The organism is Gilliamella sp. B14384G12 (genome assembly GCF_016101825.1).
In the GTDB taxonomy this organism is placed as follows: Bacteria; Pseudomonadota; Gammaproteobacteria; order Enterobacterales; family Orbaceae; genus Gilliamella; species Gilliamella apicola_N.
The window spans coordinates 113,690-139,812 of sequence record NZ_JACFPU010000005.1 but is presented as its reverse complement, the minus strand read 5'-3'; the positions used below and the strand labels follow the sequence as shown (position 1 = coordinate 139,812).

The 26,123-nt window shown below is 32.8% G+C and carries 18 protein-coding genes; 6 read left to right on the top strand and 12 right to left on the bottom strand.

The features are described from left to right. Positions 1-294: 294 nt before the first annotated feature. Positions 295-2,784: an antiviral RADAR system adenosine triphosphatase RdrA gene (gene rdrA, locus H3S73_RS07400; RefSeq protein WP_198236215.1), complete on the top strand. Its 2,490-nt coding sequence runs from the start codon at positions 295-297 to the stop codon at positions 2,782-2,784. A 3-nt stretch (positions 2,785-2,787) separates the two neighbouring features. Continuing rightward, positions 2,788-5,379, top strand: a complete 2,592-nt coding sequence (rdrB, locus tag H3S73_RS07395; RefSeq protein ID WP_198236216.1) for an antiviral RADAR system adenosine deaminase RdrB — start codon at positions 2,788-2,790, stop codon at positions 5,377-5,379. 103 nt (positions 5,380-5,482) lie between these two features. Here the strand turns inward: rdrB and H3S73_RS07390 are convergent, their stop codons facing one another. Next, positions 5,483-6,427: a YafY family protein gene (locus tag H3S73_RS07390; protein ID WP_255519606.1), complete on the bottom strand. Its 945-nt coding sequence runs from the start codon at positions 6,425-6,427 to the stop codon at positions 5,483-5,485. Positions 6,428-6,562: 135 nt separating this feature from the next. On the opposite strand from H3S73_RS07390, the gene H3S73_RS07385 reads away from it, so the two are divergent. Continuing rightward, positions 6,563-6,943 (top strand): VOC family protein, encoded by a 381-nt coding sequence (locus H3S73_RS07385; RefSeq protein ID WP_198236218.1) that lies wholly within the window; start codon positions 6,563-6,565, stop codon positions 6,941-6,943. Positions 6,944-7,073: 130 nt separating this feature from the next. Here H3S73_RS07385 and H3S73_RS07380 read toward each other — a convergent pair whose 3' ends face one another. From H3S73_RS07380 to H3S73_RS07335, 10 genes are all read right to left on the bottom strand, one after another. Then, positions 7,074-8,510, bottom strand: coding sequence for a hypothetical protein (locus H3S73_RS07380; protein ID WP_198236219.1), 1,437 nt, complete (start codon positions 8,508-8,510; stop codon positions 7,074-7,076). After that, positions 8,510-8,770, bottom strand: a complete 261-nt coding sequence (locus H3S73_RS07375) for a PAAR domain-containing protein (protein ID WP_065737304.1) — start codon at positions 8,768-8,770, stop codon at positions 8,510-8,512. Before H3S73_RS07375 ends, H3S73_RS07380 begins: the two co-directional genes overlap by 1 nt. 15 nt (positions 8,771-8,785) lie before the next feature. Then, positions 8,786-8,974, bottom strand: coding sequence for a hypothetical protein (locus H3S73_RS07370; RefSeq protein WP_198236220.1), 189 nt, complete (start codon positions 8,972-8,974; stop codon positions 8,786-8,788). Continuing rightward, entirely contained in the window at positions 8,952-9,869 is a 918-nt protein-coding gene (locus tag H3S73_RS07365) for a hypothetical protein (RefSeq protein WP_198236221.1), read from the bottom strand. The genes H3S73_RS07370 and H3S73_RS07365 overlap by 23 nt, the downstream gene beginning before the upstream one ends. Continuing rightward, positions 9,850-10,653 carry a hypothetical protein gene (locus tag H3S73_RS07360; RefSeq protein WP_198236222.1) on the bottom strand — a complete coding sequence of 268 codons (804 nt, stop codon included), beginning with the start codon at positions 10,651-10,653 and terminating at the stop codon, positions 9,850-9,852. The genes H3S73_RS07365 and H3S73_RS07360 overlap by 20 nt, the downstream gene beginning before the upstream one ends. 127 nt (positions 10,654-10,780) lie before the next feature. Beyond that, the gene (locus H3S73_RS07355; protein ID WP_198236223.1) at positions 10,781-11,692 is read right to left on the bottom strand and encodes a hypothetical protein; all 912 of its coding nucleotides are present in this window, start codon (positions 11,690-11,692) and stop codon (positions 10,781-10,783) included. Further along, the gene (locus H3S73_RS07350; protein ID WP_198236224.1) at positions 11,673-12,473 is read right to left on the bottom strand and encodes a hypothetical protein; all 801 of its coding nucleotides are present in this window, start codon (positions 12,471-12,473) and stop codon (positions 11,673-11,675) included. Before H3S73_RS07350 ends, H3S73_RS07355 begins: the two co-directional genes overlap by 20 nt. Further along, complete coding sequence (locus tag H3S73_RS07345) at positions 12,463-15,120, bottom strand: hypothetical protein (protein WP_198236225.1); 2,658 nt, start codon at positions 15,118-15,120, stop codon at positions 12,463-12,465. The genes H3S73_RS07350 and H3S73_RS07345 overlap by 11 nt, the downstream gene beginning before the upstream one ends. A gap of 3 nt (positions 15,121-15,123) precedes the next feature. Continuing rightward, positions 15,124-17,646 carry a type VI secretion system Vgr family protein gene (locus H3S73_RS07340; protein ID WP_198236226.1) on the bottom strand — a complete coding sequence of 841 codons (2,523 nt, stop codon included), beginning with the start codon at positions 17,644-17,646 and terminating at the stop codon, positions 15,124-15,126. Between the two features lie 578 nt (positions 17,647-18,224). Then, positions 18,225-19,244, bottom strand: coding sequence for an amidohydrolase family protein (locus tag H3S73_RS07335; protein WP_198236227.1), 1,020 nt, complete (start codon positions 19,242-19,244; stop codon positions 18,225-18,227). 580 nt (positions 19,245-19,824) lie between these two features. Between H3S73_RS07335 and H3S73_RS07330 the strand changes: the two genes are divergently transcribed. Beyond that, complete coding sequence (locus H3S73_RS07330) at positions 19,825-20,118, top strand: putative quinol monooxygenase (RefSeq protein WP_198236228.1); 294 nt, start codon at positions 19,825-19,827, stop codon at positions 20,116-20,118. A 122-nt stretch (positions 20,119-20,240) separates the two neighbouring features. Here the strand turns inward: H3S73_RS07330 and argS are convergent, their stop codons facing one another. Beyond that, the gene (gene argS, locus H3S73_RS07325; protein WP_198236229.1) at positions 20,241-21,974 is read right to left on the bottom strand and encodes an arginine--tRNA ligase; all 1,734 of its coding nucleotides are present in this window, start codon (positions 21,972-21,974) and stop codon (positions 20,241-20,243) included. A gap of 2,667 nt (positions 21,975-24,641) precedes the next feature. Here argS and H3S73_RS07320 point away from each other — a divergent pair. Together H3S73_RS07320 and H3S73_RS07315 are read left to right on the top strand one after the other, a co-directional pair. Beyond that, positions 24,642-25,427: a lysine/arginine/ornithine ABC transporter substrate-binding protein gene (locus tag H3S73_RS07320; protein ID WP_198236230.1), complete on the top strand. Its 786-nt coding sequence runs from the start codon at positions 24,642-24,644 to the stop codon at positions 25,425-25,427. A gap of 3 nt (positions 25,428-25,430) precedes the next feature. Beyond that, positions 25,431-26,114, top strand: coding sequence for an ABC transporter permease (locus H3S73_RS07315; protein WP_198236231.1), 684 nt, complete (start codon positions 25,431-25,433; stop codon positions 26,112-26,114). Positions 26,115-26,123 lie beyond the last annotated feature (9 nt).

The following is a 26,123-nucleotide window of genomic DNA, read 5'->3' as shown; positions in this document are numbered from 1 at the left end:
AAATGAATTTCTGACCAGCAAAGATTATCGTAAATAATTATAAACGACCTCATTAAAAAAATATCCAGATTTTAATGCAAATCATGACGTTATTTGAAATAGAATGGAATTAGGTTATATTTTATCCATATTTTATCTAAAAATGGTTTTTTAGATTCAAAATGTCATTAGTGAAAGCAAAAATATCATATTTTTATAGATTAACTAAATAGTTGATTAAAAAATTACCTAATTAAGGTAAAATAATCTACTTACAGTACGTTAAGTGAAATAAAAATATGGATAGAGTGACTTATGGCAAATAATATAATTTTAAATCTAACGATCAATGAATATCTAGATTCTTTTTCAAACGAAGAACTTTGGCAACAAGCAGCCAAAGAAAAACTGGTAGAAATGTTAAAAAATACCTGTGATGAAGCTGAAGCTTATAAACGAAATCGTAAAGAAAATAAAAATAAAAACGCAATTTATGCTGCACATAATGCAATTTGCATCAGCGGTGAACGAGGGGCAGGTAAAACCGTATTTTTACGTAATATAGAAAATTTTTGGCAAAAAAGTTATGACAAAAGGCAGATAGACGATATTTTCTTTCTAGAAATTATCGATCCCACTTTACTTTGCAATCATGATGAGTTTGCCAATGTTATTGTTGCTCAATTATATAATGCAGTTGAAAAAAGATTACAATCATCTTCTACTAATCAATGTCAACGTAATGATTTTTATTCTTCTCTACAAGAACTTGCCAATGCTCTAGGAAAAACAAAAGAATTTAATGATTACACAGGTATAGATAAAATACTCAAATATAGTTCTGGTGTACAAATTCAACATCGCTTTCATGATTTTGTAGAAAAATGTATTGAAATTTTACATTGTAAAGCGATTGCTATTCCAATTGATGATGTCGATATGGCTTTGGACAAAGCCTTTGAAGTGTTGGATGATGTACGTCGATTACTTAGCTGCCCTTATATTATCACCATTATCAGTGGTTCTCTTCACTTATATTCTCATATGATGCATGTCCATTTTCAAAAACTAGCTGCGCCCATAGGATTTATTGATGATGATACATTAAAACACGGACGTGAAACCGCTCAATCATTAGCTGAGGCTTATCTAACTAAAGTGTTCCCAAATCACCAACGGTTACCTTTATTACCTATTGATGATCTTTTACCTAAATTAAAAATTATTGAAGAAGAAAAGGATGATGGCATAACATTTTTTAAATACGAGAAAAATCTTCAAAACTATTTCTACTATTTATGTAATGGGGAAGCTAGTAGTACTAAATGGCCCAAGCCGAAAAATGCTCGAGAAGTCACTCAACTTATAAGATCATTACCACCATCCATATTTTATCAAGGGAAATTAGAAGAGTACTTATGGTCAACTTTTCAATCTTGGGCAGAACAAAAACAAGATGGTGTTGCTTATAGTAATGCTATTAGTTATCAACGGGTAATAAATTATAATAAAGAAGATCTATTTAGAATTGAACAATTATTAGCTTTTAGCCCAAAGCAACAGGTAGACATAAAGTTTTCAGGCAGTAAAAAGAACTTTTTTAAAGAACAGCTAGAGGCGATTAAAGAACTATCAGGTAAAGAAGAAGAAAATAAGAAAATTTTGAACAGTGTATTTAACGAAGATAGTTTAGTTATGCGGAGTATGCCACCTTTAGAGTTTTTGGTTGAAAATCTTTTTTTGAGCAAAAGAACTATAGAAACTGACGAAAATAATATTTTAAAATTAATTTATACGCATTGTGATTATTATGGAAAATTGAGTCAGCAAATTCATAATATCTTTTTTAGTCGTGCTTATGAAATATTGATTTTATCTATATTGGATGCTATTTCTTCCAAAGATAATAACATCGATTGGGAAAAGCAACTGCAATTTACCCTAAATTCTCCACCATTTTATTCAATTCATGCTATGAATCCAACTAAATTTGTTGATGATGAGGATATGTCAGATGGAGAAGACTTTAGAACCAATGATGAGAATAGTAACGACAGTAACGACAGTAACGACAGCATTAAGGATTTCGCAAAGCAAATAGATGACTGGCGTGAAATGCATGAAGAAAGTTTGAAAGGGTTACAAACAAAGAATTTGATTCCCTTATTGCATGCAGTATTTAATAAGGTTTTTACTCAGTTACATATCATGCGTAAAAAAAGCTTTAAATTGAATGAAGATGAACATCTTTCTGATATTGCAAAACGTTTCGAATACTTAGTAATTAACGCTTTCGCTAGTTTTATGAAAGATGGAATAATCATTCATGCTAACCCTGCATTAAACGCTGCAGTAAATACGATTAGAGAGAAATCAAAATTTAAAAGTTCTGATCGAATATTGACAAAAAATATAGAAGGAATAGTTGATTTCGATACTAAAAAACCTGAAGTAAACGGCGGTATTGAATCACTACTATTATCAGCTATATGGAATCATCCCCTTTTTAAGAACAATGATGCTTCTTCTCCAATGTTTAAAATAGGTTCTCGCCACGAATTTTATACATTTAACAGCATTAAATTAAATGTCATGAAAAAATATAAAAATTTTAATGCTGACACTTTAAGTGATTGGGTTAAAGGACAAAAACGTCCAACATTAACAAAAATGCTTGATGGGTTAAGAGAGGATGACCTGTTTTTAAATTATGAAAATGAAGAAGAGTTGTTAAATATGAATAAACGAGAAGAATTTCCTCGACTATTCATTACAATTTATAATCAATTAGCCAGCAGGAAATAAACAATGTTCACATTTGATTTAAAATGGATTGTTCCTGCTGTAATTTTAACGTCGGATCGGTTATTAAATTCAGAAATGAATTTACAGCAAGGTAAAAAATTAAACGAAAAACTGCATACGATTTTAAAGCAGGCAATACATGATTATCAACCTTATTATCGTCATCGCTTACGTTCTGATGATATTGACTATGCTATTGAAGAGTGGCTTAATCTTGATAAAGTAATAGATCCTATAAATTGTTTGGATAAATTAGCAGACTATTTTTTAGAGTGGACAGGTGTTAGTTTTGAAGTAAAAAAACCGCTATTGGATTTGTGGTTAGCATTAGTATCATTAATTGATCCTAATTGGATAATTGCTTCAGCTTATAAAAATCGTATCGAAAATAGGATATTGCAACCAAACAATGCCATTGCTAATATTTTAACAGATCAATGTCCGATTGCATTGGTCAAACCACTTGGCAATAAAGTTTATGCAGATAATCATGTCCATTTAAATGGGCATGGATCCTCATCACTTTCAATGCAAAGTTTTGCCCTTTATTTAGAAAAAGAGCCTGAAAATATTGAGTGGCCTAATCGCCCTGAGTTTACTCTATATGAAAGTAATACATTAGATAAACAATATTTACCATTGTTAGTGAGAGCATGCAGTATATTATTGTTACAACAGATATTTTTTGATCCTGAGAGAAAAAATTCCGAGAGTGAAAATGAATTCGTCAATTTTAATATAATAAATTTAAAGACTATTATATTTAAAAAAGTTTCAATGATAAAATTTTACAATAATACGCATACCTCTGCGCAAAAAATTATAAGGATAGCAAATGATCCAAAACAATGTCAGAAAAATGGTTGGTTATTATTATGTCTGGGCTTTTTAATTCATGCTGATAACAACCAAAATAGTGGTTATAGAAAAAACTTATCAATATTTATTAAAAGTAGTCATATTTTAAGAAATTATATGACTGTATCAGGAATTGGACTTAGTCAGTTTGTAAGTTTTTTTGGATTTTCATTAAGAAAACCTGAAAAAATTTATAAAAATGGACATAAATTTTATGATTTCGTGGCAAATCATGACGCTGCAAGTAATATTAAAAGAGAGTTTAGAATATCGCCTAATGTTTTAATAAAAGAAAGCGATGGTAATCTCAGTTTATCACTTGGAAAATTAAAAAAATTTTCAAATTATTTCTTCCGATGGGGTAAACCTGAAAACCATCATTTTGTGATTCATTTTACTCGAGGTTTTCCTAACAAAAAAAATATTAACGATAGGTTATTAAAAGATTTTCGTGATAAATTGAATTTACAGGTAAATAAACTACATGACCTAATGAATTCAGTTGAATATCAAAAAGCAGAAATTAATATTGGAACTGGACTTTACCCAAAAAATGTTAAAGTTGATCTTAGAAAGTTAATACGTGGATATGATATTGCAGGTAATGAAAATCAATTACCAATTGAAATATTCGCGCCAACTCTTCGAGTACTTCGATCAGCATGTTATCAAGTAAATAGTAATTTATATCTACCTTTCAAAAAGCCATTTTTAACGGTTCATGCCGGCGAAGACTTTAGTCATGTTCTTTCAGGTTTAAGAGCTATTGATGAAGCGGTTAATTTTTGTCAGTTTGATGAAGGGGATCGTATTGGACATGCTTTAGCCTTAGGAATAGATATTGAGCAATGGGCAAAACAACAAAAACGAGCCTATCTGACGGTTGGTGAGCATCTAGACAATTTAGTATGGTGTTACTATCAAGCGCTAAAACTTTGTGGAATCTTACCTGAAATTCAATCTACTTTACCGATTTTAGAATACAAAATTAAGCATTGGTCTAATTATTTATATAGTGATGAACACTATTCAATTAATGATTTATATCAAGCTTGGCTACTTCGACGAAATTGCCCACGTCGATTAAATAACAATCAAGGCATAAGTGAAGTTAAGCGAAAAGTACGTTTACCTGATTATGAATTTTTAATGAATCATCCTGAAAGTAAAGCAAAAAAATTATGGTTAAATTACCTTTATTCAAACTATCCATCCGATAATAAAAGACGGTTTAAAACTATTTCAGTTGATTTACAAATAGACAGCAATATAATTCCTCAATTTATTAATGAACCACTAATAGATTCAATATCAAAAGAAGAGCTAAAACTCTATACAGCAATTCAAGATTTATTGATTGAACAGTATAGTAAGCAAGGAATTATCCTCGAAGCCTGTCCGACATCCAATCTTTATATTGGTAGAATCAGTCACTATCATGAACATCCTTTATTTCGTTGGCACCCACCAAATGGTAAATGGCTGCAAAATGGTGAAAGGTTTAACCTTTTCGGTATCAGAACGGGACCTATCTCGGTATGTATCAATACCGATGATTGTGCATTAATGCCTACAACCATTGCTAATGAACACGATGTGATGATGAAAACGGCAATCAAACATTTCGATATTGGTCATTGCCAAGCAGAAGAGTGGATTGAACGGATTCGTCAAAAGGGTGTAGATATTTTTGATTCAAATCATATTGATTGGAATAATATATTTGAGCCATATTAAGTATCGTTAATATAGCGAATAACGTTAATTTTCAATAAAGTTGATATGGCAACAAAAGTTTCTAAATTAATTGACAGATCGGTTAAACGAAGTTGGAATTATTTCAAATTTCTTTTTCGTCATATAATCGCCTAAGTTGTTCGGTTCGTTGGATTAGTTGGTGACGGACGTGTTCGGGCTCTAAGCAGATACACTGATGTCCAAAACTCATTAATATACCGTAACTATAATCATCCTCAATAAAATCAAAATCGACTAGATATTTATTATCATCGAATGGATTTACATCTTTCTCATCACAATAATCTAAAATGCGTTCTAAGATAGAGCTATCAATTAATAATTTTATTTTAAAGACTTTTGTTTTCATATCACGTTTAAATAAAGAAACCATGTCGGGATTCGATCTTTTGGTAAAATTAATGTCTGTTTTACGGACATTAGACATTTTAGATAATTTAAATAGGCGGAAATCATTTCTATTTAAGCAAAAAGCCTTTAAGTACCACTCTTTTTCTTTAAATAGCAGTTGATAAGGCTCAATTAATCGAGAAATCGCGTCATTTTTAATTTTGCGATAATCAAATGATAACAGTAACTGCTGACTCAATGCCCCTTTAATAATCGCTATTTTATTATTAATGTTTTGTTTTAAAAACCAAGGGGATAAATCTACAGTAAGTTGGTTTAGGTCATTACTTAAATCATTAAGTTCTTCCTGAGACAAAAAGCTTTTAATTTTTTCGTGAGTATGGAATTTTTCATTGTCACTTAAAATTGGAGAAGATAATAAATTCAGACCTTTTAAAAGAACAGTCACATCATCTTTAGTAAATAGACCTTTACTGATTTTATAATCTTTTAAAATACTGATTCCGCCCTGACTTCCTGCATAAGTGATGATCGGAATTCCCGCACGTTCAATAACTTGTATATCTCGATAAATGGTGCGTAATGATACATCTAATTTTTCCGATAATACTTTAGCGCTTATCCTATCTTTTTGAAGTAATATCATAATGATAGTAATTATACGGTTAATTTTCATATATTAAATTATTGAAATAATTGATCTTAAATTCTTAATATGACATACAGTTGTCAGGGTTACCTTATCATAATATAGATAACATAATTTAAATATATTAATTTTTTTAATATCTATTACAAAAAGGTAACCAAAATGTTTAAACCAAATAGCGTTATTATTTATGTTAAAAACATCGATATCAGTACCGACTTTTACACAAAAATACTTGAACAAAATCCTATTGAAACCTATCCAGGATTTGCAGTTTTTTCATTAAAAGACGATTTTATTTTAGGATTACAACAAGCCGATCAAATCACACCTAAAGCACCGAATCATTTTGGTGGTTTTGAACTCTCTTTTAGTGATATAACAAAAGATAAGGTAGACGAAATCTATTTAACATGGAAAAAGCTAAACGTAAAAATAGAACTTGAACCTCAAATGCTTGATTTTGGATATACTTGTGTTGGCAATGATCCAGACGGGCATCACCTTAGAATTTGCGCCACTGACACCTCAAAGTTTGAATAAAAGTGATTAAATAAAATTATAAAAACAATGATTATCTTTTTTTCATGAAAGATTTACATTTAAACTAATTTGGGTGATAGGAAGAATAGGAGCGGTGGAACACGCTCCTATATAAATAGAATATTCTAAATTAAATACTATTTGATATTTTATCTTGTTCTTCAAACCACATTTCAATGAAATCATCTTCTTTTGAAGATCTTTGATAAAGGGTACCGACAATCATTGCCCCGATAATAAAAAGTCCCGCAATAAAAGAAAAAACGCCTATTTGCATCAAAAATTCAGAATCTGTTTCTTCAAGTGAAAATATTATTGTTAAACAGATGCAGAACAAGAGTAATAAGCAACTTAAACAAGTTATGGTTGGATAGTAACCTTTTATGTTATCTTCTTTTGTCGGTGTATATGCCGTTTCATCGGATAATTGCATAATATTAATTGAATCTTTATTTTGCGTAGCAATGATTTGCCCTTTTTGCTCTTTAACTATACCATCTGCAGCGAGTGACAATGCAAGCCATGCATGACTATAATCTAACTTACCTAAATTTATCTCCAATTGATAAAATTTATTTGGTTCAAGTTTTATTCCGCTATTTGGATCAAATAATGTAGCTTTAAAACTGTGTAAAGCTGGAGATGGTAAATAGAGTGTCCATGCTTGGTTAATCTTTTCTCTTTGTACTTGTTTAGAATCCAAAAAGTACTCTAGATCTTTATTGAAATTAGTTAAATTTGTATTAAGGGAGCGGAATAAATTTATTTTCAAAGGGGATTGATTTAATACCTCTTCATCATTTGAAAACAATAGTGCACAACAATATTCTGTTACCTGTAATTGAGTTTCGGTATCAAACAATAGATTAATTAATAGTATATTTTGTATTGAATTATCATCAATCCAATCATTAATCTTATCTATAGAAGGTATTATGTTGGAAAAAGTAATATTAGATTGATGAATGTTTAGTTCATTGAGTTGGCTGTAACTCATTAACGCATTGTTTATAACTTCTTGGTCTTGATTAGTGTTTAAAAGAATTATTACACTAGGAAGCATGTTTAATTTAGATTTCATTGGTAATAAAATCTTATCAAACAAATAGAATAATGGAGAACTGTCATTTTCTCTTATAATTGAAATGGGTATTACTTTATCGGGATTTGTTGGAGAATGCCCCTCAATTTTCATTATTTTTAAAGAGACATTATCAATACCTGTAATATAATGGTAATCGATCAGATTTATTGAACTTTGGCACCAACTTTGCCAATTTAAACGCATGTTTTTTAGATAATGATTAAATATTAACGCATCAACTTTTTCATAAAAAAAGAAGCTATATAAAAATCCCATCACAGACAAACCAAATAATATTGGCGCAATAATAAAAAAAATGAAGATAAGATTAAATTGTGAGAACACCGCATCGTTATCATTCTGAACAATAAAAATAAAAATGATATAAAATAAAAAACTAATCACAAAAATCAATAAATAAACCCATTTTGAAAAATTCTTAGGTATTGTTTTTTCTTCAATATTTGGTAATTGCCATTTCATTAGTTGCATCCCACTTGTGTTAATGTTGATATTAATACACAGCCACATGCGGCATGACATCCTTCAACAGCAACTTGGCGTTCATGCATTAACCAAGTAGGATGTCCTTCAATAATCGGATTTATACCATGTCCTTTTTTCGGGCAAGATACACTGTCTCCCACTAAAGCAACAGGTTTACCATCAAAATCAGCCCCAGAAGCACTTATAACATTTCCACCATGCGAATGTGGATCACCTAATCGTATTACACCTTTCATAAATAAATTCCTTATTTATAGTTTATTTACTTTTTCTGCCCCGCTTTCACAACGAATTTTGTCCCAACCTTGATAAGGTTCAAGTTTAATATTATGTGCGCCAGTTATTCGCTCTATTCTTGCCAATACATCAACAATGGTTAACTTGATACTTTTATCGGCTTGTTTATTAATATTAGAATTATTTTTCTGCCCCGATTTCACAACGTATTTTGTCCCAACCTTGATAGGGTTCAAGTTTAATATTACGCGCGCCAGTTATTCGTTCTATATAAGCGGGTTTATAATAAATTTCCCAATATCGCCCAAATTGTTGGACTTCTTCTAGGTGTTCACCATCAAGGTATAAATTAATATTTTCTTTGGTGTCTATAACACCATTTAATGAATGGTATGATTGCCTAGGTTTTAAGCCAATTCGTTCATAAAATGCTGTTTCGCCAAACAGTACATTATTTTTCAGGATAAAATAGCCTGTATTGCCAGAAACGGTAATGGTATTAACAAATCCTTCCATAGTCGATTTTTTAACATCATTAAATTGCAGAGTTAATGGACTATCATCTACCCCAATAAAACGCTCGACTTGCTCACTGGGTTTAGCTGCAAAGCTGGTCACATCGCCAGTATAAAAAATTTTACCGCCGTCAATTGAAAACGGTATTGCTGACATATCATCAGTTGGAATGCCAATATAGTCCTTGCCAGGGTTGTAATAGTTAAATTTTGGTAATTTATCGTAAGTAAAAAAGACGTTATTGATGCGCGTATGAATATTTTTGGTCTGATCATGGTACCAAATTAATCCTTCACAGTTTTCACCTTGTAGCTCTAAATAACGATCTGCATCATAACGATAGATAACCTGACGTTTTTCACTTAAATAGTAAAACGAGGCTGTATCGTGGGGGTCATTAGTCCGAATCGCATCAGGGTAAATAATTTCGTAACCTTCTCTTGGCTCAGGCATTGGAATATCCAGTCCCGTTGTTTCTTCATATCTTTCCGGTAAATTTGAACCAAAGTTAATAATAAAAGCCCATAAAACACCAGGAATGACAATGCAACTGATCAACAGTTTAATTAGTTTCTTTTTCATGCTTTGCCTCCTTTGCGACGCCTAATAGATGGCGTAATTGGGTTTGTAATTTAATAAGCGGCGCATAACGGTTATAGACGGTTATCGGTTGTTTTAAGCTAGGATCACACTGCCATCGCTGCCAGCCAGAATAATTGGCTGGTATGATTGGCATAGTTTGAGGTTGATCAGTCCAACGATACCCCGTATATTGAATAAGACCTTCTAAATATTCCTCGTGAGCGGGCGATAATATCGCAAGTCCCGAACCGATAGGCTTGGGCGAACGGTAAATGCCGCGGTTTTTATCTTTTAAGAAAAATTGATTATTCATAACCACAATGTTTTCTACCGTATTGTAATCTGGGCGATAATGACCCGTAAGATCCGTTGTTGGAAGATGTATAGAGGTGAAAGAACGCCCGCCATCCTGGGAAACATAGATAGCTGAATAGTCACTTAAAGGTACAAAGATATAATCTTCAGGCATATGGGCAAAAGGCTCGGTTAAAACTTCTGCAGAGTGCCGAGCTAATTCGTAATAGATCTGCTTTTGATCATCAACATAGTACATTCGCCCTTGGCAACCATAGCCAGTTAATTGGATAAATCGATGCTCATCAATACGGAACACAACTTGGGTAGGGGCTGTATATTTAACTTTATCTTCACCCGGTAAAGGGATGATTGCCAAAAAACAGACCAAAAAAACGCTGTAACTTAACCAACAAAATAGATGCCAACGTTTAAAAAAACAAAATAGAAACAATGCTAAACTCAGTAGTAAATAACTTATAATCAACAACTAATATTCCTTCTATAGCAAATGACGCAATATTGTCATTTTGTTGTATTTCAATACAGCTAATCTAGCTATTACATCAATAATAGTTAGCTTGACACTTTTATCGGCTTGTGTGTCAATATTAAAATTATTTTTCTGCACCAATTTCACAACGAATTTTGTCCCAACCTTGATAGGGTTCAAGTTTAATATTACGCGCGTCAGTTATCCGCTCTATATAAGCGGGTTTATAATAAATTTCCCAATATCGTCCAAATCTTTGGACTTCTTTCATGTTTTTACCTTTAAGGTATAAATTAATATCTGCTTTAGTGTCGATACCATTTAATGAATGAAAAGTCTGTTGAGGGTATTTAAACATTTGCCAAAAGACAGTATCGCCAAACAATACATCATTTTTTAGAATAAAATAGCCTGTATTACCAGAAACGGTAATGGTATTAATAAAGCTTTTCATATTCGATTTTTTAACATCCTTAAATTGCAGGGTTAATGGGCTATCATCTACCCCAATAAAATGCTCCACTTGCTCACTGGGTTTAGCTGCAAAGCTGGTCACGTTGCCAACATAAAAAGTTTTACCGCCGTCAATTGAAAACGGTATTGCTGACATATCATCAGTTGGAATGCCAATATAGTCCTTGCCAGGGTTGTAATAGCTAAATTTGGGTAACCTATCGCGAGTAAAAAAGACTTGGTCAATACGTGTATGAATATTTTTGGCCTGATCGTGGTACCAAATTAATCCTTCACAGTTTTCACCTTGCAGCTCTAAATAACGATCTGCATCATAACGGTAAATAATCTGACGTTTTTCACTTAAATAGTAAAACGAGGCTGTATCGTGGGGGTCATTAGTCCGAATCGCATCAGGGTAAATAATTTCATAACCTTCTTTTGGCTCAGGCATTGGAATATCCAGTCCCGTTGTTTCTTCATATCTTTCCGGTAAATTGGAACCAAAGTTAATAATAAAAGCCCATAAACCACCAGGAAGGACAATGCAACAGATTAACAGTTTAATCAGTCTCTTTTTCATGCTTTGCCTCCTCTGTGACGCCTAATAGATGGCGTAATTGGGTTTGTAATTTAATAAGCGGCGCATAACGGTTATAGACGGTAATCGGTTGTTTTAAGTTAGGATCACACTGCCATCGCTGCCAACCAGGATAATTGGCAGGCATGATTGGCATAGTTTGAGGTTGATCAGTCCAACGATACCCCATATATTGTCTGAGGCCTGCTAAATATTCCTCGTGAGCGGGCGATAATATCGCAAAGCCCGAACCGATAGGCTTGGGCGAACGGTAAATACCTCGGTTTTTATCTTTTAAGAAAAATTGATTATTCATAACCACAATGTTTTCTACCGTATTATAATCTGGGCGATAATGACCCGTAAGATCCGTTGTTGGAAGATGTATAGAGGTGAAAGAACGCCCGCCATCCTGGGAAAAATCTATGTCAGAATAGTCAGTACTTGGAATGAAAATATAATCTTCAGGCATATGAGCAAAGGGTTCGGTTAAGACTTTTGCCGAGTGCCGAGCTAATTCGTAATAGATCTGCTTTTGATCATCAACATAGTACATTCGCCCTTGGCAACCATAGCCAGTAAGTTGAATAAATCGATGCTCATCAAAACGGAACACAACTTGGGTAGGGGCTGTATATTTAACTTTATCTTCACCCGGTAAAGGGATGATTGCCAAAAAACAGACCAAAAAAACGCTGTAACTTAACCAACAAAAAAGATGCCAACGTTTAAAAAAACAAAATAGAAATAATGCTAAACTCAGTAGTAAATAACTAATCAACATCAGAAACTCCTTTTAAGTCCGGATCGGGGAACACCCATTGAGGTGGTTCAGTTAATTTTTGGTATTTTGGTTTTTTTAATTCTTCGTCTGTTCCTTTCTTTAATATCTTTTTATCTATAAATGGGTTACTATGGTAAAAATCATTCACTAGCATATTATTATTTTTTGGCATATGTTTGCTAGGGTAGTTCATGGCTTTTTTTAATTTATCAGGCAGTATACCCTTATGAGTATATTGAAAGGTTTCAGGATCGGTATTTTCAGGGTGGCGCCAGTCAGCCAGTACCCGCCAATTGTTTAGTAATGTTTGATGTGATTCACTAATATTTTCAACTACCCCAATTGCTAAATCATAAGCCATGATTTTAGCTGGCGCTTCCAAACTGTTGGTAATGCCCGAATGGTGAGAACTGGTATCCTTTTCATCGTCTACTTCTTTACCTATTTCGGACTCAATTTGTTTTTGTGGGTTACGGTAAATCACTAATATTTTATTTTCCTGCTTGACCATATAACTTGCGGACTCTATGCCTCTATCCCATTCAGGATGCTCGTCGAGCAATTTTTTTAATTGGAGTTCATCAGTGATAAAAGGTGATGAAATATCCTTTTTATCTATTTTTTTTACAGGTATGTAATCAGGTCGGTCAATGATTTGATAATTTAATTTTTTTTCTAAATCTTCAACAAATTGGTTATCACTATTATAAATATCATTATAGTGGATGGCTCTGCTTAACTTTGTTTTGCCACTTGGTTTGTCTACTGTGTAGATCATGGTTTCCGGAACGGGTTCACCATTAATCAATCGGGTGGTTAATATATAAGGTGCAGTTGTTAAGTCACCTGTTGTTACTGAATTACATACTCTCTCTGCTCTATAGTTAAAAACCGATGGTGGTAGATTTGGATTTTTATTTGAATTTTCATTTATTTCATAATCTATACAATCTGAATCTAATTGACCAGAACTAGTATGTTGATAAACAAGTTCCGGATAATCTCGTTTTATTTCTTCGTTAGAAGGTATATAATGCACATGAATTGATTGACCTTCATTCGCATAACAGCCATGACTAAAAAATCCATCATGCCCTTTGAATAAGGGTTCCTGTATTAATTTTGTTAACTGTTCTGAAAGTAACACAACCGGTATGTTTACTCCGTAATAGGTTTTAGCCCCACGACGTTGTTGATAATCTTTCACACTAATATAACTTGGGTAATCTTTTTCTTGTACTTCAATAAGAATAAGAGGAATTTTTACATCTTTATTTTTAGGATCATTACCGACAATATGACCATGACTAAAAATTCGTTGTTTAAGGTTTTGATGTGTACACTGTTTAAAAATATTATCGGGAATACCTTGCCAACCCATGCCTTGAACATTCCATAATGATACTACATGATCATTGGGACTAAAATATTGATACACTTTGCCAAAGTTATCACGATAAAACAGTTCTACATCATCGCCAAGTCTATCATACTGCTTTTTAGTTCCATCCGCTTGGGTATAAAGTTCACTATCGTCAATTGCAGTATTAATTACCCCTGTTTCAATTAAATCGTTAAATTCAAAAAATTTATCTCTCCGATCTCCCTGAAATTTATACATTTGATCAACAAAATTAATAAATGTCTGCTCACGCCCGTATTGTGATTGGACCCCCATACTTAGATTTTTGGATATTATTTCAGCTAAAGTTGGCTCAAAAGCATAGGGTGAATTCGCCAATATCACGCAATCAGCAGGTAGAGGTTCTTCCTTATCATTGGCTAGAATCAGATTGGCTAACATGGTAATAATGGTGCCTTGACTGTGGGCAACGATATTAATTGGAATATCTTGCTCTTTTGTTTGTTCCCTAATGGTTTTGATTAAATTGGCTAAACGATGGGCGGCAAAAACATAATATATCCGATGTGGGTTTAGATAGCTTCTTGCACCCTTTGGTGTAGCTACTGCACCACCAAGACCTAACCAACCAGCCATTCCCGGACCATACATATCGGGTATGCAGGTGGTGGCATTGGCGAAAGGCCCACCATTACGTCGATAAAGGTAATCGATCCAGTTACCAAATTTGTCGCAATTAAGTTTATTGACCTCTATATTATCTGTTTTGAGATGGTAGTTGCGATCAATCCAATAGCTATCGTAGGGTAATTCAGGATCTTTAACATTGCTATCCTGTAATCTTTTGTAATAGGCGAGCTGTTCTTGTTTATAGGTCTCTTCATCTACTGGTCTGTATCCCCAGGTAAAGGGAATAATAGGTGAATAACTTTTATGTTTTACCGTTTTCGGTTTTAAAGGCGGTTTTATTTGACCAACAGTCTCTTGCCATTCTGGCAACATCTGGATTCGTGGCGAAAAATCATCAGCGCTTGTTTGCGCCCATTGCCACTTGTTAGGTTTTAAATCTTTACGCCCTAAACGACGATTTAAACCTTCGCAAATCATTTTATCTAGATTTTCAAACGCTTCTCCAACATCATTTACGCCATGAATTAATATTACAACACAGGGTAAAGGGCGTGATGCTTCTATATTACTTGTTAACATGGCTCCCGATTCAGGGGGAAGTCCTGTAGTACTATCCGAGATATTGTTTCCTTTTAAGTTACCAAAATCAGGCATAACCTATTCCTTTTTTAATATTTCTATTTTTATTTGTTCTAATTCTGTCATCGGAATGATTTCTGTTTCTCCATTCTCATCGGTTATACCATCTTGTGTACTTCCGTCATTGAAGTGGATACGATACGGTTGATTTTTTAGCACCTGTGAGGGTGAATCATTAAAGTGCAATTTGAATTTTCGGGCAAGACTGCCTTTTTCAAATGAAGGTACCGCTTCTTTTATACTTTCAGGACCACTGTAAGATAAAACCGCCGTTTTTTGTAATATGCTGGTTGGTGCTATCATTTCGATAGTGCCATTTTTGATACGAATTCCGCCACCACCACTAAGCAGTAGCAGTTCATTTTGGGCATTAATGGTAATTTTACCTGCACAGCTAGTAATAAACATATTCTTTTGGGCAGTTAATTCCATTTCATCGGATTGGGCTTGAATTTGAACTCGTCCTGAAGCAGCAATAAGTTTTATTCCTAACTTATGGGCAAAAAGAGATATCATTTCACCTGCTGCCATAGAGAGCTTTTTAAAAATATTGATGCTTGCATTGTTACCTGCGGTAGCAATAATATTTTCATTGGCAGCATGTTGAATGCTTCTGGGCGAAATTTGTGTGATCCCTTGTTCACCATGAATTACAACGGTTGATTCCTGTAATTGATTACTGGCATCGCATAATGCTTGCTGTTCGGTTATTTCGGCTAGTTCAGCGCCACTCACTTTGCCGCAACCGATCAACGCTTGAGATATATCAAGAGACTTTTCAATCTGTTTGATGGTTCCTTTCATATCAAGCTGTTCACCAGTCGCTTTTTCTTGGCTTATGGTCGTAAGATAAACACCTTTACTGGCTCTTATTGCTCCAAATTCATCGGTTCTAAGTTCAAACCCTTCGCCACGTTGTTGTTTTTTATTATTTACTAAATGCCCAAGGTTAAGCTGAGTTTTACCGTATTCGGTGGCTAATTTGATGTGTTCTTGCTCACGCTTATCATCCATGCGCAGTTTATTATTGGCAGGTGTTCGAATTACATTACGGTGTTTGTTACTGGTCGAAACGTGATCCGGATTGCTACTGTCATGCATTGCATGAGCAATATAAGGTCTATCTGGATTGCCCGAAGTAAAACCGATCGCCACTTCTGTGCCGTCTATAAGCGGGAAGTGGAACCCATAAGTATCACCCGCATAAGGTTTAGCGAGTCTAACCCATAGACTTTCTTCACCTTTCTTCCATTCGGTTAAGTCAAAATCGAATTTAACACGATAACGACCTTGAGTATCAATGTAACCGTAGATATCATTATCTGGGCTGGTGACTCTGGCTGGTAAGGTTCCACTCACCTTTGGCCAAGCAATTGGAGCAGGGCGATAAGGTTTTAATTCTTCAAATGGAATAGCTGTAAAATGGGTTTTGTAAGATGTGCTTCGGTCTGCATAACATTGCGTTGATAGGATTATAATCCCTTTTTGAATATGGTTAATTGGACTTTCATCAACGGTAATTATTTGCCCTGGCATTAATTGATAATCATTACACTCACCACGGATAATGATTTTATCACTGATGTAATATTCATGACGGATTTGCGCATACCAATGGCCACTTTCTACTGTGTTTGAGCTACCTTTCTGCTTATAGTGTTCACCGTAGCGGTAATCATTGCCATAAGTTGTGGTGTCCTTAATTTGGGTATTAACGTTAGATTTTAGATTACTCTCGGCGGCGCGATAATTATAATCATTAACCGATACTTGTTGTTGTTTGGTTTTACTTCTAAATTGTAAATTCCAAATGCTGTTTTGTTGAACATCATTCATGCCACTAGGCGGTTTAAAAGGCAAGTGTCCTGTATTATCAAATCCTTGTTCGTAATCACTGATAACCATGACATCACAAGAGTGCTGTAAATGTGTTTCAAAACGAAACCAAATCCCAATATCGGCTAAAATACGCTGAATAAAAACAAGGTCACTTTCTTGCCATTGAGTAATGAATTCACGAGCAGGATAGGCGTTTTTCAGTTCTAGGCGATATTCAATACCAGTAAATCCATGGGAACGTAAAACATCTTCTACAACATCAACCACACTTTTATTTTGATAGATAGCACACCGATGTTCATTGGCTAGTAGGGTTAAGCGTGAATTTAATATAACTTGATAACGAGCTTCATCTTTACTTACTGATATTAAGCTAAATTCAGTAATAACACCATATATTGTTCTATTTTGTGCTGGAGAGGTTAGTGAACTGAGTTGAATAAGTTGTTTTATAGAATTTGGTGCATGAAAGGTAAGCGAGGCAGGTTGATTCAGTATTGAGTTAATGTCGATTTGTTTATTGGTACTGGTAAATGTTATTTCGTAATGCCAAGGTTCATTCAATGACTCTTGCCCGTTAATGGAGTAAATTGAGAGAATTGTGAGTTCATCAAGTTGATCAATTGACAGGCTATAGTGATTGAGTTGACTATCAGTTGCTAATGAAGCAATTCCATTTATTAAGGAGTTTATCCCATCCATTTTTTCCTCTTATACTTATCTTTACTTTTTTACATCAAACTATATGAATTTATTGTAAATAAGATACGTTAAAATAGAATGTTGTCAATGAGTTAGTATAATAGATTTGATTATTTTTTACAATTAATGCGATTAATAAGTGATACGACTTAGTTTTTTTATTATACAAGCTCTAAACCATAACTTTAAAGGAAAAAGCAACAGATCGCTTTAATGAAAAGATTCGAATAGTTTAATATATATCTTTATAATTTATTGAAATATTAAACTAGTTTTAAATGAGATTAATTATTGTTGTAATGCCCAATATTCCACCAAAACATAAACTCTATAAAATTAACATGGATCTTATAAAGTACGGAGAGATTTATAGAAATTAATCTATAAAAAAGAGGTATATTAATGTATGTTTTATCAAACAATTAATAGTGAAAAATCCAATCGTTTAATAATTTGATAATGAGCATACTTGTTGCTTGAAAGTAGAGAAAGATGCTTTTGCAAATGAGATAATATCCAAAAAAAACCTCACCATAATTTTATTATTTTTGGTGAGATTTTTATTTATTAAAGACGATTTATTTTTCCAGTCCTAATACCATTCGTCCATTTTTGGTTGCTACATTTACCACATTATCCAAATCGGTATAGCGGCAGCCAGTAACAAGTAGTTTAAGTTCTTCCCACATATTGCCTGTTGAAAATGGAAGCATATAATCACTAATATTATCGGTACCAATGGCAACGGGAATCCCGGCTGAGGCAAGTTCGTCAACGGGGGTGAGTGAGTTACGAGTAGGGCCTTGTTCTTCACGGCGAGGGCTGTCAATCCAAGCAAATGGGCAAGCAATGACCATCATTTTTGCTTCTTTCATTTTTTGATAAAGTTTTTGACGATATTCCAAGCTGTGTGCTGTGATTGAAATACTGTGAATAGCAACGACACGACCATGCATACCATGCTCTAAAGTTTTATCGGTGAGTTGTTCGGTTTCGATTTCGTCTGATGAGTTAAATTGGTCAACATGAACATGAACCATTTTACCCAATGATTTACCCGTTTGCATTAACACATCAAGATGTTTTAATCCCATTCCTTTACCATGATCACGTTCATCTCGGCGAGGTAAGCCACCAATGATATCAACCAAATCAGCACCTTTATCAAACCAGTAGCGAGCTTCTTTATCGATGACACCTTTAAGTGTTTGGTTGACTAATTTAATAATAATATCATTTTTATAGGTCTCACGAGCTCGAAGTGCACCTCTAATAGCGCGTTCTTCAGCAATTGGATCAATATCCACAAATGAACCCATTGCCGTTACCCCTTGTTCAATCATACGCTCAACCGCCATACTAAAATGGCGATAGTAATCATCTTCACTCATTGATGCTTTAACTTTATCTAAAGTATCCCATTTTTCAATTAAGGTCTGTTTTTGGTATACATCAAAACTATCTACCGTTATGGTAAAAGCTCGATCGGCATGCATATGTGAGTTAACCCAACCGCCATTTTGCTTTATTTTATTCATCAAATATGCTTTTAAACTTTGATCTCGACTGGTTAATAACATTTTTTTATTATCGGTCATAATACGCCTCTATAAATCAATTACTTTTGGTATTTAATAAAAATGGTGGATAAAAAAAATCCTCCACGAAGGAGGACTAAAGACATCAACAATGTTGGACGAAAATATTGTTGATTAAAATTTAACATATCAAGCTAACCTATATTGGTTTATAAAACTATTGAAATTCTAACTAACTCGGAGTTAATAGCAAGCTTAAAATTTTAGAAAATATCTAAATAAATGAAATGGTTAAAGTATTATTTTTTAGATTTTTTCAAGCCTAAATACAGGGTTTTTATAGGATGGTTTTGGGTCTATGGCAATTTTTAGCATATAACTCTATATTTTATATAAAGATTTACTAGTCCAAAAAACGAGATATTTTTATACTGAGTCTATATTGCAACTTTCAGATAAATATAGAAAAATTTATTGAATGTCTGCCATCATTTACTCATGTTAAACAATCTCTATGAGTAATCAATGATAAGTAGTAACAATTAAAAATAGACATCATGTTCGTAATCTCTTTTTATAAATCGGTAATTTTAGCTATACTCTTAACTTGATTATTTAGATTAAACATCAAGAGGTTTATATGAGCCATTTAAATATTATCGCGACAATTACAGTTAAACCAGAGTACTACGAAGCCTTTCAACCTATTTTTAAAAAACTTGTTGAAGAGAGCCGAAAAGAAGCTGGTTGCCTCCATTATGAACTTAATCAGAGTATTAGTAATCCTAATGTTTATGTAGTAATTGAAACATGGGCTTCTCAAGCGGCTATAGACAGTCATAACGCAACGCCACATTTTGTTGAGTTTGCTACGTTTGCCAAAGATCATGTAGACGGGTTAGATATTTGTGTAGCAAAACCTGTTAATTTCTAAAATCTTTTCAGGTTAACAATATATTTAAATATAAAAAAGCCACCGATACAATTTTATCGGTGGCTTTTAAATGTATTTTTTGCAAGATAATTTTATTTAATTACTGCTAGCTATCTTTTTAATTACATCTTATCGACGGTTTTAATACCTAACATATCAAGACCAACTTTAAGTGTTTTAGCCGTTAATGAAGCCAATTTTAAGCGGCTTTGTTTCAAGTTTTCATTTTCAGCCGTCAAGATAGGGCAGTTTTCATAGAAACTTGAAAACAGCGTTGCAATTTCATAAAGATAAGCACAAAGCACATGTGGCGTACCTTCGTTTGCTACTGTAGTGATCGTTTCATCAAATTGGATTAAACGAGTTGCTAAGGCGCGCTCTTTATCGCTGTCCAAACTTATATCGCCTGTTAAGCTATCTTCAGAAATATCAGACTTTCTAAACACGGACAGCACTCGAGTATAAGCATACTGTAAATAAGGCGCAGTATTCCCTTCAAATGACAACATATTATCCCAATCAAATACATAATCGGTAGTACGGTTTTTGGAAAGATCCGCATATTTAACGGCACCGATAGCAACGGCATCAACGATTTGGGCAAGTTCAGCTTCTGACAGATCAGGATTTTTGCTACGAATGAGCGAGCTTGCGCGTTCACAAGCTTCATCAAGCAAGTCATTTAATTTTACGGTATCACCCGAACGTGTTTTAAATGGTTTGCCATCTTTACCAAGCATCATACCAAACATATGATGTTCTAATTTCAATGATTCTGGAACATATTTAGCCTTATGTACAATCGCCCATACTTGCTCTAAATGTTGATGTTGACGAGAATCAGTATAATAAAGAATACGATCAGCGTGTAACGTTTCATAACGGTATTTTGCACAAGCAATATCGGTTGTTGCATATAGATAGCCACCATCACGTTTTTGGATGATAACGCCCATTGGTTCGCCTTCTTTATTTTTATACTCATCTAAAAATACAACAATGGCGCCGTCACTCTCAACTGCTAATTTTTTCTGTTTAAGATCGGCAACAATACCCGGTAGCATACTGTTATAAATGCTTTCGCCCATGGTATCTTCAACTGTTAATGTCACATTTAATCGTTTATAAGTTGCGATGTTTTGTGTCATGGTAATATCAACAAGCTTACGCCACATATCACGACAGTACTCATCACCGCCTTGTAATTTAACTACATAATTACGTGCTTTTTCAGCAAAGACTTCATCTTCATCATAATGTTTTTTTGCTGCACGATAGAAAGATTCTAAATCCGAAAGTTCCATATCATTAGCATGTTCGTTTTGCATCTTTTCAAGATAAGCAATCAACATACCAAACTGTGTGCCCCAGTCGCCGACATGGTTAGCGCGAATGACATTATGACCTAAGAAAGATAATACCCGCACACTGGCGTCACCAATGATGGTTGAACGCAAATGGCCAACATGCATCTCTTTAGCGACGTTTGGCGCTGAATAGTCAACCACAATCGTTTGTGGTTTAGCAGGTAAAGTAATATTGAGTTTATCACTGTTTAATGCGATTTCGTTCTGCTCGGCAATCCAACTATTTTTTAGAAAAATATTAATAAAACCTGGACCAGCAATTTCAACTTTATCGGCAATATCATCAATATCTAAATGCTGTAAAACCTTTTCTGCCAATGCTCTTGGTGGCATACCTAGTTTTTTGGCGGTTGCCATAATACCATTAGCTTGATAATCACCAAATTGCACTTTAGCCGATTGCTTAATTAAAGCATCACAGTTGTTATCGGCACCAGCCAGAATCATTGCTTGCGAAACGCGTTGCGTTAATAATTGTTGAATATTCACACTAAACCTAATCGATTATAATAAAATGTCCAATATGATACCGACAAAGTGATAAATTGTCACTGTAGGATTAGTTTTAGAGGGCTTTTTTTAGAATAGAGGGACTGCTTTTAATGACTCAATGGCTATTTTTATAACAAAGTTTATGCATGATTTCAAAAATTTATTCCAACTACCAAGCCATTAATTACCCCATCTGTTTTTTACTAATCAATTAAATTATCACTTCAAACAAAAGAAAACGAAACGGTATAGACTCCTGAATAATTTTTACAAAGTTATCACTGTCGTTTTTAATGTGATTCGATTTTTAATATTTTTATTAAATTAAATCGATCATTTATTTTTTATTTAAACCTAAAGAAGATCGGTTTAGTGAAGTGAATTAATCATGTTTTTTAGAACGTTTATGTAAACTGTTTTTATGCAATCAAATTTATTATTCACACATTGGCGGTTCATTGAGGTAAAGATATTATAAAAAATTTATTAGTATTCGATGATTAGTGCATGTAGGTTAAAAGAATCTGTAATCAATTATCTCATTACATTTAATAACAATGATAAGTAGTCTTTTAAACAATTATTTCAAACTAAGAAAATAAAACGGTATAGACTCCTGAATAATTTTTACAAAGTTATAATTGTCGTTTTTAATGTGATTCGGTTTTTAATATTTTTTATTATATTAGATTGATTATTTATTTTGCATTTAAACCTATAGAAGATTGGTTTAGTGAAGTGAGTTAATCATGTTCTTTAAAACATTTATGTAAACTGTTTTTATGTAATCAAGTTTATTATCCACACATTGGCAGTTTATTGAGGTAAAGATATTCCTGAAAATTTATTAGTATTCGATGATTAGTGCATGTAGGTTAAAAGAATCTGTGATCCATTATCTCATTACATTTAATAACGATGTTAGTAAGTAGTCTTTTAAACAATTATTTCAAACTAAGAAAACGAAACGGTATAGACTCCTGAATAATTTTTACAAAGTTATAACTGTTGTTTTTAATGTGATTGGGTTTTTAATATTTTTTATTATATTAGATTGATTATTTATTTTGGATTTAAACCTATAGAAGATTGGTTTAGTGAAGTGAGTTAATCATGTTCTTTAAAACATTTATGTAAACTGTTTTTATGCAATCAAGTTTATTATCCACACATTGGCAGTTTATTGAGGTAAAGATATTCCAGTAAAATTTATTCATATTCGATGATTAATGCATGTAGGTTAAAAGAATCTGTAATCCATTATCTCATTACATTTAATAACGATGTTAGTAAGTAGTCTTTTAAACAATTATTTCAAACTAAGAAAATGAAACGGTATAGACTCCTGAATAATTTTTACAAAGTTATAACTGTTGTTTTGATTTGATTCGGTTTTTAATATTTTTATTATATTAGATTGATTATTTTTTTGGGTTTAAAACTAAATAAGATCGGTTTAGTGAAGTGAGTTAATCATGTTCTTTAAAACATTTATGTAAACTGTTTTTATGCAATCAAGTTTATTATTCACACATTGGCGGTTCATTGAGGTAAAGATATTATAAAAAATTTATTAGTATTCGATGATTAGTGCATGCACGTTAAAAGAATCTGTAGCCAATTATCTCATTACATTTAATAACAATGTTAGTAAGTAGTCTTTTAAACAATTATTTCAAGATAAGAAAATAAAACGGTATAGACTCCTGAATAATTTTTACAAAGTTATAATTGTCGTTTTTAATGTGATTCGATTTTTAATATTTTTTATTATATTAGATTGATTATTTATTTTGGATTTAAACCTATAGAAGATTGGTTTAGTGAAGTGAGTTAATCATGTTCTTTAAAACATTTATGTAAACTGTTTTTATGCAATCAAGTTTATTATCCACACATTGGCAGTTTATTGAGGTAAAGATATTCCAGTAAAATTTATTCATATTCGATGATTAATGCATGTAGGTTAAAAGAATCTGTAATCAATTATCTCATTACATTTAATAACAATGATAAGTAGTCTTTTAAACAATTATTTCAAACTAAGAAAATAAAACGGTATAGACTCCTGAATAATTTTTACAAAGTTATAATTGTCGTTTTTAATGTGATTGGGTTTTTAATATTTTTATTATATTAGATTGATCATTTATTTTGGATTTAAACCTATAGAAGATCGGTTTAGTGAAGTGAGTTAATCATGTTCTTTTAAAACATTTATGTAAACTGTTTTTATGCAATCAAGTTTATTATCCACACATTGGCAGTTTATTGAGGTAAAGATATTCCTGAAAATTTATTAGTATTCGATGATTAGTGCATATAGGTTAAAATAATCTGTAGTCAATTATCTCATTACATTTAATAACAATGATAAGTAGTCTTTTAAACAATTATTTCAAGCTAAGAAAATGAAACGGTATAGACTCCTGAATAATTTTTACAAAGTTATAACTGTCGTTTTTAATGTGATTTGATTTTTAATATTTTTATTATGTTAGATTGATCATTTTTTTGGGTTTAAAACTAGAAAAGATCAGTTAATTGAATACTTTTTTATAAGAAAATCCTTATATTTTGCAGTAGGTTAATAATATTTTTTTATTATTAAAAATTTCGATAACCAGTTATATTACTTATTTAATAAATTACATGAGTACTCGGATGAAAAAATTTATAAAAGTATTATCTAGCATTGTCTTTTTAAGCATATCCCTAAACAGTCAGGCGGCATTACCTGAATCAATTAAAATAGGTTCTGATACTTCTTATGCTCCATTTGATTACATTGATGAGAATGGTGAAATTACGGGTTTTAACATTGAAATAACCAAAGCACTTTGTGAAAAAGCAAATGTTAAGTGTGTTTTTCAAACCACTGACTTTGATGCGTTAATTCCATCTCTTTTATCAAGAAAGATTGATATGATTTCATCATCATTGATGATGACTGAAAAACGTAAAAAGCAGATAGCGTTTTCAGATGAAATTTTTGCCACTAAATCACGTCTGATAACAAAAGAGGGCGCCAATATCCTGCCGACAATTGAGTCATTAAAAGGGAAACGAGTCGGCATTGAACAAGGCACTTCACAAGAACATTTTGCTAATGAAGTATGGCGTCCAAATGGTGTGACCATTGTTCCTTATCAAAATCAGTTACAAGTTTTTTCTGATTTAGTAGCGGGGCGTTTAGATGCGGCGCTGCAAGATGAAGTAACAGGAAGCTATGCATTTTTAAAACAACCTCAAGGAAAAGGTTTTATTTTTGCAGGTGAGGCACTTACGGATAAAAAATATTTTGATGTTGGGGTAGGTTTAGGATTCCGTAAAAAAGACAATGAACTTAAGGAAGCTTTTAACAAAGCACTTGTCGAGATTTTAGCTGATGGGACCTATAAAAAAATCAACGATAAATATTTTGATTTTGATGTTTATAATAAGAAATAAGTAATGCAGGGCTATAGTTTACTCATCTTCCAAGGCGCATTAATTACCATAGGACTGGCAATTGCTTCTTTAGTCGTTGCCGTTTTACTGGGCGTGGTTTGTGCACTTGGTAAATTGTCACATTTAAAATCATTGCGATTAATATGTCAGATTTATACTTCGGTCATTCGAGGTGTGCCTGATTTAGTGTTAATGATGTTAATCTTTTTTGGTTTGCAATTTGCAATCAATAATATAACTGATTTTTTTAATGCCGATATTATAGAAATAAATCCCTTTGTTGCGGGTATTTTAACGCTTGGATTTATTTATGGTGCGTACTTTACGGAAACCTTTCGTGGCGCTTATCAAGCCGTATCAAAAAATACCCTAAATGCAGCGGTAGCACTTGGATTTAGTCAGATGCAGGTATTTCGTTATGTGATGTTTCCTTTAATGATGCGTTTTGCCCTTCCTAGTATGGCTAATAATTGGCTCATTATATTAAAAGCAACGGCGTTGGTTTCACTATTAGGACTATTTGATTTAGTTAAAGCGACGAAGACGGTAGGGGAAGCAACTTATCAACCGTTATTTTTTGCATTAATCGCAGCAGTTTTTTATCTGCTTTTTACCACTATGTCGATTCTTGTATTAAATTGGCTAGATAGGCGTTATTCAGTCGGCCTAACAAAAGCAAAATCATAAAAAAGAGCA